The organism is Salegentibacter flavus (genome assembly GCF_900115145.1).
In the GTDB taxonomy this organism is placed as follows: Bacteria; Bacteroidota; Bacteroidia; order Flavobacteriales; family Flavobacteriaceae; genus Salegentibacter; species Salegentibacter flavus.
In genome coordinates, this window is sequence record NZ_FOVL01000004.1 from 51,790 (window position 1) to 65,455 (window position 13,666).

A 13,666-nucleotide genomic window follows, 5' to 3' on the forward strand; every position below is an offset into this window, starting at 1 on the left:
GATCCCCTTTCTATGTCGACACCAACCTCCACGCCAATTAGCTGTAACGGAGGAAATGATGGAACTGCCACCGCAGGAGATGTTTCAGGCGGCAACAGTGGGTACCTGTATAAACTAGATGCAGGTACTTATGGAACATCAAATACTTTTAGTGGATTAACTTCGGGAACTTATACCATTACAGTAAAAGACTCAAAAAATTGTGAGACTTTCCAAACTGTAACTGTTACTCAACCAGATCCCCTTACATCCACCAGTCCTTCATCAACGCCCGTTAGCTGTAACGGCGGAAACGACGGAACTATTACCGCAGGAACACCCTCTGGAGGAAACGGGGATTATCAATACAAACTGAATGGAGGCACCTACGGAACATCAAATTCCTTAAGTGGATTAGCGGCTGGAACATATACCATTATGGTTAGAGATTCCAAAGGATGTGAAATTTCCCAGTCTGTAACTGTTGCACAACCAGATGCACTTACTATGGTAACGCCCACCTCTACTCCTGTAAGCTGTAATGGAGGAAATGACGGAACAGTTACTGCCGGAACCGTAACCGGAGGAAACGGCGATTACTTATATTCTATTGACAACGTAACTTATGGAATAGGAACCACTTTTTCCGGATTAACCGCAGGGACCCACACCATTTTTGTAAAGGACAGCAAAGGCTGTGCCCTTCAAAAAAGCGTTACAGTAAGCGAACCTGCAGTGCTTAGTGCCACGGTAGACCACACTAATATCAGCTGCTTTGAAGGCAATGACGGAACTATTTCTCTCAGCAGTCCTGGCGGTGGAAGTGGCAGTTACGAATACAGCATAGACGCAATCAACTGGCAAACCGGTCAAACTTTCAGCGGTTTAAAAAGCGGTTCGTACAAAGTATATATCAGAGATGCGGCACAAACTGCTTGTGTTATCATACTTAAAGACAATCTGCAACTTACTCAGCCGGAAGCTGCTCTTACTGCAGATTTAACCACTACCAGAACCACAACCTATGGAACTTCCACGGGATCGGCTACGGTCAATGCTTCCGGAGGAACCCCAGGTTATACCTACGAATGGAGAAAGGCTGGAGAAACTGCTATTTTACAATCTACAAAAACTGTTAATAATTTTGCAGCTGGAAATTATACACTCACTGTCATAGATTCAAAGGGATGTCGTGACGAAAAAGATTTCACTATAATTGATGGCCTTGAAGCCTTTATTGTTTCTAGAAGTATTTGCGAAAGTATTGAAGGAGCCACTGACATGCGAACGTCATATTTTGAAGTTGAAAACCTAACTGCTTTTGGCGGAGTGGCGCCGTATGAGTACTCCTGGGATTTTGGGGCAGATGCTGCTAATCCATTGAGAAAAGGTGTAGGGGAACATCAGGTATTTTTTTCTGAAATAGGGAATAAAATCATAACATTAACTATAACGGATTCAACCGGTATTGAATTAATTGTTACTCAATCATTGTATGTAGGGAAATGTTATGAGCCTTGTGGAAAATCTGAAAACATAGTTTTTGATCCTAATAATTTTTATGTTGGAGATAGCAACGGAACAGCTATAGATCTTCAGAATAATTGTAATGATCAACAAAATAAATACATTTATTTAAAAGTAGATAAAAGTGCAAACGCCTACAACCCTTACGTAGAATTGGTATATATTGTTCGAAATGACATCAATGAAATAATTGATACTAATTTCATAAAAGGTTGTAGGAATGGAGATGACATCGACGATGACCCCAATGATAGCAAAGATAATAAGATTGGTGAGTACATACGCTTTACGAAAAATCCAATAGATTTTAAATGCGGTGACAATCTGGACATTGATAACTTTTATATAACCTGGACGAATGTATCCAAGAAGGATTGTGGACAAAACAATAATGCATTTTGTTATTCTATAGATGATCCATTAGTACTACCTACAGCCTTAGATGCTAAGGCTACTGCTAATGAAATCTTATGTAAAGGCGAGGCTTCGGGGATTATTAATGTGAAAGTTTCAGGCGGGTTTGCACCTTATACCTATAGCCTAACAGAGGACAACCCCGAATATCAAACAAATAGCCAATTTATTAATAATGAAGCCGGAGATTATATTATTTACATTAAAGACGCAAGAGGAAATACAACTACAGCCAGCGTTAGTATTATTGAGCCTACTTATGCAATTTCTGCTGAAGTAGTCACCACTCCGCCACTCTGTTTCGGAGAAACCGGAGAAGCTACTGTCACAGCCACAGGAGGCACTCCTTTTACTACCGGTGTTGCATACCAATATCTATGGAATGACGCCGGCCAGCAAACTACTGCAACAGCTACAGGATTAACTGCAGGTAATTATACCGTAACGGTAATTGATGCCAATGGTTGCCAGATTCTTAAAGAAGTTACAATTATTGAGCCGGTACAACCAAGCCCTGCAGAGGCAGGCATAAACCAATCTTTCAGTTGCGGATTTAACAGCACTCTTCTTGAGGCAAATACTCCGGTAACAGGAACTGGCACCTGGTCCATCATTTCGGGAACGGGAGGAACAATTGCAAATGTTAATGATCCAAATTCTGGGTTTACCGCTACTGCCGGCACCCATATTCTAAGATGGACAATTGCCCATGCCGATGGTTCTTGTGCAAACTATGATGAAGTCCAAATCACCTTTGTTGGAGATTGCAGCACCCTGGATTTTGACGGGGTTGATGATCACATTATCTTCGGCAATAAATACGGGCTTACCTCCGGCACCTTCAGTATGGAGGCCTGGGTTAAATTAAAATCTATCAATGGAGTTAAGACCATCCTTTCCAAGAGAAATATGAGGAATCCCGGGGAGGGAGGTTATGACCTGGTCATCAACCAGGGAGCACCAACCTTTAGATGGGGAAACAGTTCTGTTTCATCATCCTCACAGTTAGGTACTCAAAGATGGTATCATATTGCGGTAATATTTAAAGATTCAAGAGCTCACTTATATGTTGATGGAATAAGAGTGGGAAATGCCGCTGCCACTAATCCCGCAATAAATTCATCCCCTTTCCTAATTGGCGCCGAATTCGATAAGAACAACCCGGAAATTCCCCAAAACTATTTCCACGGTTGGATCGAGGAAGTGCGTGTCTGGAATACTGCTCTAACAGAGGAACAATTAAGGTTTATGATGAACCAGAGGCTTGAAGTAAATGTAACCCCGGTTAAAGGGGAAGTCTTACCTATGAGCGTTCCCGGCAACCTTGCCTGGACCAGCCTTGAAGGTTACTACCAGTTACTTGTAAATGAAATAGCCAATGGAATAACCAAGGATAAGGCTGCCAATAAAGTTGAAGGGCTTCTAAAAAATATTACAACTCCACAGGATAACACCGCCCCCCTGCCTTATATTGCAGCAATCAATGGCTCCTGGTGGGACACAAATACCTGGAAGGAACCCTTAGTTTGGGATCCGCCCAGCAGCCCTGGAATAACCGGAGATACCATCGCCTGGAATATCGTCAGATTAGACAATAAACTGATCCATAATCCTGCCAGCACCAATAATTCTAAAAGCATAGACCTGCTTGCCCTTCTGGATGAAGGAGGTACATTGGATATGCAGGGAGCGAATAACGTTTCCGGAAATGGACTAACCATTACCCGCTATTTCAAGTTAGATGGGGTGCTGGACCTCAATGGGGAATCACAGCTGATTCAGTCGAAAGGCAGTGAAGTCTTAGGTTCCGGGCATATTGAACGAGACCAGCAGGGTACCGCCAGTAGCTTTAATTACAATTACTGGAGCTCTCCGGTTTTACCTTCAAGTTCTTCAACTTACACTGTTGCAGAAGTTATGTTTGATGGTACTATACCGGGCACTGATACATATGAAGTTATCAACTTTGGAGATCGCTATGCCCATGCCGATGGACCATTAAGTTCTCCGATTAAGATCAGTAATTTCTGGATTAATGTCTTTAGAAAAAAAGAAGCGAACCAATACAGCCAGTGGGAAAGAATTGGCAGCAACCCAACAGATCCACAATACTTCCTCAAACCTGGAGAAGGCTACACCATGAAAGGAACACATTGGGTTTCGGTTAAACAGAATAAACTTCAGAATTACACCTTTAAAGGCTTCCCAAATAACGGAGATATCGAATTGACCGGAATTACTGCAGATCAGAATTATTTGATCGGAAACCCCTACCCATCCGCTGTAAATGCTATTAAATTTATCGAAGGACATCTTCAAAACAGCAATCCTTCCCTTAGCGGAAATGTTTTCAACGGAACCATTTATTACTGGGATCATTACTCTGGCCAAACCCACTATCTCGAGAAATATGTTGGAGGTTATGCCGCTTTTAATCTTTCAGGTGGGCTTAAGGCAATTTCCAACGACGACCGGATAAATGATGATACAAACGAAACGGGAACAAAAACACCTGGACCATATATTCCAGTTGGACAGGGATTCTTCATCAATACCGCCTCGGGGGATTCAGGTGCAGAAACCAATACCAATATTTCCGGTGGAACCATAAAATTCAAAAATGAATACAGGGTTTTTGCTTCCGAAGCCAATAAAGCTCAAAGTCTTTTCTTGAGTCATGAAAGTCCCTCAAAGCAAAAAGTTACAGTGCAGGCTAATAAAATGCAAAAAGATACCCGATACAAAATACGTCTTCAGTTTAATTCTCCGAAGGGATATCTTCGGGAAATCCTGGTTACAGCAGACCGGAATGCCACTAATGGCATAGATTTGGGTTATGATGCCCCACTCCTTGATAATTCTGAAGAAGATATGTACTGGATGATTAATGATAATGAATTTGTAATCCAGGGAGTACCAAATTTTTATCTGGACCAGGTCCTGCCAATTGGGTTGAAAATCGCAGAAGAAAGTGAGTTTGGTATAAAGATAAGTAAACTGGAAAATCTTCCTGAACACGTAAATATCTACCTCCACGATAAAATTGATGACTCCTATTTTGATCTAACCAAAGCTGATTTCAAAGCTAGTCTTAGCCCGGAAATTTATAACAACAGGTACGAGATTGTTTTTTACAATGGAGAGGAACCGGAGGAAGATGTGGATGATGAAGATTTGGCTCTGCTGGAAATGGGATACTCCTACAACAGCCGGGAATTACATATCAAAAACCCGGAAATGCTTGAAATAAACAAACTGGTTATTTATAGTATTTCTGGTCAGGAGGTACATAGCTTTCTCGAAGTTCCAAAAGCGAAACTAATAACCCTGGAACTGGACAAACCGCTTAGTTCTGCTGTTTATGTAGTAAGAGCTTACACCAACAAAGGGGAAATAGCCACCCAAGTGATCATAAAACAGTAGCTTATTTTTTATATTTCAAAGGAAGGTGAACTACTTTTTTGGTGAGGAAAAATTCCTCCTCGAAATAATCGGGGAGTTCGTAGATGGTGGCTTTTGGAAATTCGCGAAGTTCAACGGTGAGATCTCCGCCTTTCAGGTAGAGAATTCCGTTCTTTAACTCGTGATTGCTCTTTTTGGCTATTTTTCCTTTCACCCAATGAACAAAAGTAGGCATAGCAGCAACAGCTCTACTTACAATAAAATCGTATTCCCCTGAAATTTCCTCTACTCTCGCATTAGTAACCTTCACATTTTTGAGATCGAGACCGGCCACTACCTCCTCCACTACTTTTATCTTTTTTCCGATAGAATCTACCAGGTGGAACTGGGTTTCTGGAAATAATATTGCTAACGGAATTCCGGGAAAACCACCACCTGTTCCTACATCCAGAATTTTTGAACCGGGTTTAAAGCTTTGTACTTTTGCAATACTCAGCGAATGTAAAACGTGCCGCAAGTAAAGCTCGTCTATATCTTTTCGGGAAACAACGTTTATTTTCAGGTTCCAGTCCTTGTATAGTTCCTCTATTTTCTCGAATTTTAAAAGCTGGTCTTCGGTTAAATTGGGGAAGTATTTCTTTATTAATTCCAAAGTTTTCAAATTTGCCACAAAAATACATAATTTGGTGCTGAAATTGCAGCGTATATTAATACGGTATTGATTATAGATTAACTATATAAAAATTTTACCTTTACCGTTTACAAAAAATTACATGGAAAACGTTCAAAATCAAATAAAATTCTCCCGGGTAGATTCTGCAAAATTCTTCAGAATTCTAAACAAAAGGGTGAATAATTATTTCAAAGAAAATAATCTAAAAAAAACCGGGAACTGGAAGCTTCATCTGAAGGCCATAGCTATGTTCTCCTTGTTTTTAACGCCTTACTTTTTAATCCTTACTTTAGATATATCCCAGTGGTGGATGCTATTACTAACCGTAGTAATGGGTGCCGGAATGGCCGGTGTGGGCATGAATATTATGCACGACGGAAATCACGGTTCATATTCAACTAAGAAATGGGTAAATCAATTCATGGGAGGCACTATTTATGTGCTTGCCGGAAACGTTTACAACTGGCAGGTACAACATAATGTGCTTCACCATACTTACACCAACATACACGGCCATGATGAAGACCTTGATGCAGGACGTATCATCCGTTTTTCTGAGCATGCCGAGTGGCGATGGTTTCATAAATTTCAGCATTATTATTCCATATTTCTTTATGGATTATTAACCTTCAACTGGGCTCTCACCACCGATTTTAAACAAACGAAAAACTACCTGAAAAGGAAACTTTCCTACGGGAAAATGCCAAATCCGGTTACCCAATGGAGCATAGTGGCAATAACAAAAATTATCTACGTTGCTATCTGGATTGTTATTCCAATGCTCATTCTTTCTATTTCCTGGTGGAAAATTCTAATTGGATTCTTCGTCATGCATTATACCGCCGGATTGATCTTAAGCATAGTTTTTCAGCTGGCCCATGTGGTCAAAGAAACTCAAATGCCACTGCCTGATAAAACCGGAACTATGAAAAATACCTGGGCCATTCATCAGCTCTTTACCACGGTGAATTTTTCTACAAAAAACAAGGTAGTGAACTGGTTCACAGGTGGCCTTAACCACCAGGTGGAGCACCACATTTTTCCGAATATAAGTCATATTCACTATTCAAAAATTTCTAAAATAGTACAAGAAACCGCTAAGGAGTGTAACCTTCCTTACAACGAATACAAAACCACACGCGCAGCAATAATTGCCCATTTCAAACATCTTAAAGAAATGGGAGCAAAACCTGCAATTTCATAAGTATAATTAATTTTTAACCTTTTAAAAATGCAAGAACAACTTTCTGACAGGATTAATAACCTGGCAACCTCTCAAACTTTGGCTATGGCTGCAAAAGCGCGTGAACTTAAGGCCGAAGGAAAAGACATCATTGGACTAAGCCTGGGGGAACCAGATTTCAACACCCCCGATTTCATTAAAGAAGCGGCCATTCAGGCTATTAACGATAATTACAACAGCTACACGCCGGTAGATGGTTATGTAGAACTGAAGGATGCAATTATCAATAAATTTAAAAGGGATAACGATCTTACTTATGACAGGTCTCAGATCGTGGTTTCAACCGGTGCAAAACAATCGCTAGCCAATGCAGCGATGGTGATCCTTAATCCCGGAGATGAAGTTATTCTGCCCTGCCCTTATTGGGTGAGCTATGCGGAAATAGTAAAATTGGCTGAAGGAGTACCGGTAGAAGTTCCTACTACCGTAGACACCGATTTCAAAATGACCCCGGAACAACTTGAGGCAGCTATTACTCCTAAAACAAAAATGATCTGGTACAGCTCCCCTTGTAATCCAAGTGGGATGGTGTACAGTAAAGAAGAATTAAGAGCTCTTGCCGATGTTCTAGTGAAATATCCTAACATAATTGTGGTTAGTGATGAAATATACGAGCACATTAATTTTGTAGGAGACCACGCCTCAATGGCACAATTCGAAGATATGTATGATCGCGTGATCACTGTTAACGGAGTGTCCAAAGCCTTCGCTATGACTGGTTGGAGAATTGGTTACATAGGTGCTCCGGCCTGGATAGCCCGTGCCTGTAATAAAATGCAGGGCCAGATAACCAGCGGCGCAAACTGTATTGCTCAACGTGCGGTAATCACTGCGCTGGAAGCTCCAGTGAGCAAAATTGATTATATGGTAGACACCTTTAAGAAAAGAAGGAAACTCATCATCGATTTGCTAAATGAGATAGAAGGTTTTAAAACCACCGAACCGGAAGGAGCTTTTTATGTCTTCCCAAATGTTTCTTATTTCTTCGGAAAAACAATCAAAGGACATAAAATTGAAAATGCCACAGATTTTTCCTTGTTCTTACTGGAAGAAGCCCTGGTAGCTACTGTAACCGGTGATGCTTTTGGAAATCCTGATTGTATAAGAATTTCTTACGCAGCCAGCGAAGCTCAGATCGAAGAAGCTTTAAAACGCATCAAAAAAGTTTTAGCAGAAGCATAAATTACTGCTGATTAAAATTTTCAGAATAGATTAAAACCGGTTTGAAATTTCAGATCGGTTTTTTATTAGTGGTTCCTCCAGAAATACGGGGTTAAGATTATTAGAACTGTAAAGAGTTCCAATCGCCCAATCAACATCAAAAAGGCACTCCAGTACTTTCCAAAGACCGGTAGGATATCATAATTATTAACAGGGCCGAGGGCCCCCAATGCTGGTCCAATATTCCCAAGGGAAGAAGCTGCACCGCCAATGGCAGTCTCAAAATCCAGGCCCATCCCTCCAAAAACAACCGACCCTATAATAAACGCCAGCATATAAAGAATAAAGAAGCCCAGAATATTAAAAACGATATCATGGCTAACGGATTTTCCATTGAAGCGTACAGGCAAGATGGCATTGGGATGCAGGCTGCGTCTAAATTCTGTCATCCCATTTCTAATCATAATGATGTGACGCATAACTTTTACCCCTCCCGAAGTAGAACCTGCTGAACCTCCGAGAAAGAACAAGCCAAAAAAGACTAGTGTTAAAAACGGAGTCCACATCGTATAATCGGCAGTAACAAAACCTGTGGTAGTAATTATCGATATCACCTGAAACAGGGCATGCCTAAAAGCACTTTCGGCTTCTCCCCATACCATTGGATGGTCTATTTGAGAAAGAGTTATATCGGCTTCAAAATATATTAAAACAGAAGCTAGGACCGTAAATACTGCAATAAACAGGATATACCATTTAAACTCGTCATCATGCAGAACCTTTTGAATTCGACCTTTGAAACTAAAATAGCTGAGTACAAAATTACTACCCGCCAGGACCATGAATAAAATTATAATATACTGAATTAGCGGTTGATCATTCCAATAAGCAACGCTAATGTTCTTGGTTGAAAACCCTCCGGTAGACAGCGTACTTAAAGAATGATTAATCGCATCAAAGAAACTCATCCCGGCAATTCTAAGCAGGATAGTTTCAGCTACGGTATAAGATACATAGATTAACCAGAGGCGTTTGGCTGTATCGGTAATTCGGGGTTTAAGCTTATCGGCATTTGGACCGGGAGCTTCAGCAGCAAAAAGCTGCATGCCTCCAATTCCTAAAAGAGGAAGGATGGCGATAGCCAGAACAATAATTCCCATCCCGCCTATCCAATGTGTTAAACTCCTCCAGAATAAAATCCCATCGGGGATAGATTCAATGTCATTCAAAATGGAGGCTCCGGTTGTGGTGTAACCAGACATGGTCTCAAAAAAAGCATTATGAAACTGAGGAATTGATTCACTTATAATATAAGGCAGGGTTCCACTAAGGGCCATAAAGATCCATCCGAAGGTTACAATTATATAACCCTCACGTTTTTTGACTTCCTTACGGTGTCCTCTTGTACTAAACATTAAAAGAATCCCGATAAACAAGGTGATTAAAGCTGCTGAAGAAATTTCGAGGGTAACGCCATCCTGGTAAAACCAACTTATTAAAACGGCTAATAACATAAAGGCTCCGTTACACAAAAGCAACAGCCCCATCACGTGAAAGATGATCTGGTAGTTAAGCCTTGGCATTACAAAAAGAGTTTTTCAACTTTTTTAATAGATCGTGGAAGACAGCACACAACAATCCGGTCTCCGGCCTTGATCATAAAATCACCCAAAGCGATAATCCCTTCACCATTTCTAATAATCCCTCCAATAATCGCTGAACGTGGAAAGTCGAGGTTTTTAATTCTTTTATCGCAAACCTGGGAATTAGGCTTAACAATGAACTCGAGCAACTCGGCGTTCATGTTGTTTATTTTAGTCATAGCAACCACTTCCCCTTTTCTTATATAACGGAAAATATTATTAGCGGCCAGGAGTTTTTTATTGATAAGGGTATCGATACCTATGGAGTGGCTTAACTGGTAGTAATCCATGTTTTCCACCAGTGATATCGTTTTCTTAACCATTTTGGATTTCGCTACCAGGCAGGACATAATATTGGTTTCAGAATTACCGGTTACGGCGATAAAAGCATCCATATCATGAATATTTTCTTCCTCCAGTAATTCTACATTGCGACCGTCTCCGTAGATAACAAGGGCTTTCGGGAGTTCGTCGGCCAGGTCATAAGCCTTGGTTTTGTTTTGTTCAATCAGCTTAACATTAAAATTGTGACTGCAGAGGTCACGGGCAGTCTTCATCCCGATCCTACTCCCTCCAAGGATCATCACATTTTTGATATCCTGTTTTACCTTTCCTGCTAACTTATAAAGGTTCTCCACCCCTTCTTTTAGCGTGATAAAATTCACCTGGTCTCCCTCTCTAAACTCTGTATCTCCACGAGGAATCAAGGTGTATTGAGTACCTAAGCGCTGGATGGCGATAGGCACAAAATTTAATTCGGGAAATATGGCCGCCGCTTCCTTTACAGTTTTACCTACAAAAAGCGCCTGGCGTGACAGGCTAAGCCCAATCATGGTAAGCAAACCACCTTCAAATTCATAGCTATCGTTAAAAGCAGACTGGTTTAAGAGTAATTCAATCTCTCGTGCTGCAATGGCTTCAGGAGAAATGAGTTCATCTATTCCCAGTTTAGCAAAACCTATCTCCTCTTTATTATGAAGGAATTCTGTATTAGAAATACGGGCTATAGTTCGTTTTGCACCTAACTGTTTTGCCAGAACACAAGCCGTTATATTAGTTGCTTCACTGGAGGTAACCCCAATTAACATATCTACATGCTTAACATGAGCCTCTTTTAAAATAGCAATAGAAGTTGCATCCCCTTTTATGGTTCTAATATCAAGATGAGTATCAGCATAAATTAAATTATCCCGGTTGGTATCAATTAATGTAATATCCTGGGATTCAAAGGAAAGTAATTTTGCCAAATGAAAGCCTACTTCTCCCGCTCCGGCGATAATTATCTTCATATAACTGCTTGAAATTGTAAGGAAAAGCAAATGTACGTTATTTTCCACAATCCAAAAATCTCTACCGCTTCAACAAATTAAGAATCTGTGAGACGCAGTTTGCCGATAAGACTTATCTTTGGAAAAAATTATTTGCATGGGCAAAAAGGTTACTCCATACCACGATTCAAAACTCAACAAGAAAAAGCAGGTTGAACAGATGTTCGACAATATCTCCGGAAATTACGATGATCTAAACCGAGTGATCTCGTTTGGAACCGATGTAAAGTGGAGAAAGAAGGTAATAGCCCTTGTTGCAGCTCAAAACCCTAAAGCCATTCTGGATATTGCCACCGGAACGGGAGATCTCGCTATACAAATGGCCCCAATAAAAGCTGAAAGAATTATAGGATTAGACATCTCTGAAGGAATGCTGAATGTGGGCAGAAAGAAAATTGCAGCAAAAAACCTGGATAAAAGAGTAGAAATGATCCAGGGAGATTCTGAAGCTCTTCCCTTCGATGACAATTCTTTTGATGCTATTACAGTCGCTTTTGGAGTAAGAAATTTTGAAACCCTTGAAAAAGGTCTGGCCGAAATATACAGAGTCTTAAAGCCGGGAGGTATTTTTATAGTACTTGAAACCTCTGTACCCACAAAATTTCCATTTAAACAAGGCTACAAATTTTATTCAGGTTACGTTCTTCCATTAATAGGAAAAGCCTTTTCTAAAGACAAAGATGCCTATTCCTATCTAAGCGAAAGCGCCGCATCTTTCCCATATGGAGAAAACTTCAACAATATTTTGAAGAAAACAGGGTTTACTAATGTAGAACACCAACCTCAAACTTTTGGGGTGGCAACCATTTATAAGGGTTCAAAATAAAACTATGAGAAGATTTTTTCTGCTAGCCTTTTTCATGCTGTCTTTTTCATTTTCCCACGCACAGTTGTTTTCCGGGGAAAAGATTATGAACAATGAAAATTTCGACCGGCAACGTTGGTCCTGGGGCTATTTCCTGGGCCTGAATTCCTACGATTTCAAATTTAAATATGAAGAATACGATCCCAGTCCCACTACCGGTAAAGACAGAATCGTTGAAACCAATATGGGCTTTAACGTAGGTTTGGTTGGAAATCTTAGACTTTCCAACAACCTCGACCTACGGCTCGAACCGGGAGTTAGTTTTAACACCAGGGGTTTTCAGGTTACTAAGGCCGATCCCGACACCTACCGTGAAATCAATTCAACTTACGTTCACATTCCCCTTCTGCTTAAATTTTCTACCGACAGGCTTAACAATTTTAAACCCTTTGTGGTAGGAGGAGTCTCTACTTCAATTAATCTTTCGAGTAACGAAAACAACCCTGATGATAATTATGCAGGGCAATTCAGGATGACAACAAATTCCTATTATTATGAAATAGGATTTGGGGTAGACCTGTACCTGTATTACTTTAAGTTTTCACCGTCCATTAGAGGGGTATTTGCTATTAATGACGAACTGATAAGAGATAATACCTCCAACAGTCTTTACACAGGCAATATCGAAAAAATGTCTACCAGGGCAGTTTTTCTAAACTTTACTTTTCAGTAGATCATCTGCGCTTAAACTCACTTAAAAGGATGGCAGTTGCGGTAGCCACATTAAGACTTTCTGTTTGGTTAGTATCGCCAAACCGGGGAATTCCTATTTTCTGGGTGATTAGCTTCTCTATCTTTTCTGAAATTCCGTTGGCTTCATTACCCATTACCAGGATCCCTTCAGCCGGGAGGGTTTTGGTATAAATATTTTCTCCTTCCATAAATGCCCCAAAAACCGGAAGCTTATCAGTATTTTTAATAAATTCAGCCAGATCGCTGTAAACCACTTCCACCCGGGTTAACGAGCCCATACTTGCCTGCACTACTTTTGGGTTAAAAATATCGGCAGTATCTGAAGAACAGATCAGATTTTGAATTCCGAACCAATCACATAACCGAATTATCGTTCCCAGGTTACCGGGATCTCTCACTCCATCCAGGGCAACTACCAGGCCTTGGGGCCGGAAAGATTCCTGCTTCGGAATTTTAAAAACCGCCAGTGCGATTTGAGGGGTTTTAAGTTGACTTATTTTCTTCAGGTCTGCTTCAGAAATAATTTCAATTTTGGATGCAGCGATCTCAAAACAATCTTCAGTAGTATAAAGTTTTTCCAGTACAAACCGGGAAGACAGAAACTCACGTATACTTTTTTCACCTTCAACAATAAACATCGCATTTTTAAGACGATACTTTTTTTGACCAAGACTTCTTATTAACTTAATTTGGCTTTTACTAACCATACAAAAAATGTATTTTTGATTTCTTAAAAAC

General features: G+C 40.4%; 9 protein-coding genes. 5 read left to right on the forward strand and 4 right to left on the reverse strand.

The features are described 5' to 3' along the window. Positions 1–12 precede the first annotated feature (12 nt). Positions 13–5,343, forward strand: coding sequence for a LamG-like jellyroll fold domain-containing protein (locus tag BM266_RS04745; RefSeq protein ID WP_139220595.1), 5,331 nt, complete (start codon positions 13–15; stop codon positions 5,341–5,343). Between the two features lies 1 nt (position 5,344). Here the strand turns inward: BM266_RS04745 and rsmG are convergent, their stop codons facing one another. After that, entirely contained in the window at positions 5,345–5,974 is a 630-nt protein-coding gene (rsmG, locus tag BM266_RS04750; RefSeq protein WP_093406826.1) for a 16S rRNA (guanine(527)-N(7))-methyltransferase RsmG, read from the reverse strand. A gap of 121 nt (positions 5,975–6,095) precedes the next feature. On the opposite strand from rsmG, the gene BM266_RS04755 reads away from it, so the two are divergent. After that, positions 6,096–7,199, forward strand: coding sequence for a fatty acid desaturase family protein (locus BM266_RS04755; RefSeq protein ID WP_093406552.1), 1,104 nt, complete (start codon positions 6,096–6,098; stop codon positions 7,197–7,199). Positions 7,200–7,226: 27 nt separating this feature from the next. Then, positions 7,227–8,420 carry a pyridoxal phosphate-dependent aminotransferase gene (locus BM266_RS04760; RefSeq protein ID WP_093406554.1) on the forward strand — a complete coding sequence of 398 codons (1,194 nt, stop codon included), beginning with the start codon at positions 7,227–7,229 and terminating at the stop codon, positions 8,418–8,420. 65 nt (positions 8,421–8,485) lie between these two features. On the opposite strand, the gene BM266_RS04765 is transcribed toward BM266_RS04760, so the two are convergent. Together BM266_RS04765 and trkA are read right to left on the reverse strand one after the other, a co-directional pair. Next, positions 8,486–9,982, reverse strand: a complete 1,497-nt coding sequence (locus tag BM266_RS04765; RefSeq protein ID WP_093406557.1) for a TrkH family potassium uptake protein — start codon at positions 9,980–9,982, stop codon at positions 8,486–8,488. Further along, on the reverse strand, positions 9,982–11,331 hold the full coding sequence (gene trkA / locus BM266_RS04770) for a Trk system potassium transporter TrkA (protein WP_093406559.1): 1,350 nt from the start codon (positions 11,329–11,331) through the stop codon (positions 9,982–9,984). The genes BM266_RS04765 and trkA overlap by 1 nt, the downstream gene beginning before the upstream one ends. 136 nt (positions 11,332–11,467) lie before the next feature. On the opposite strand from trkA, the gene ubiE reads away from it, so the two are divergent. Both ubiE and porT read left to right on the forward strand, forming a co-directional pair. Next, positions 11,468–12,196: a bifunctional demethylmenaquinone methyltransferase/2-methoxy-6-polyprenyl-1,4-benzoquinol methylase UbiE gene (gene ubiE, locus BM266_RS04775; RefSeq protein ID WP_093406562.1), complete on the forward strand. Its 729-nt coding sequence runs from the start codon at positions 11,468–11,470 to the stop codon at positions 12,194–12,196. 4 nt (positions 12,197–12,200) lie between these two features. Beyond that, a complete protein-coding gene (gene porT, locus BM266_RS04780) occupies positions 12,201–12,908 on the forward strand; it encodes a type IX secretion/gliding motility protein PorT/SprT (protein ID WP_093406564.1) in 708 nt (235 codons plus the stop codon). 1 nt (position 12,909) lies between these two features. On the opposite strand, the gene BM266_RS04785 is transcribed toward porT, so the two are convergent. Beyond that, positions 12,910–13,635, reverse strand: coding sequence for a TrmH family RNA methyltransferase (locus BM266_RS04785; RefSeq protein ID WP_093406567.1), 726 nt, complete (start codon positions 13,633–13,635; stop codon positions 12,910–12,912). Between the last annotated feature and the right edge of the window lie 31 nt (positions 13,636–13,666).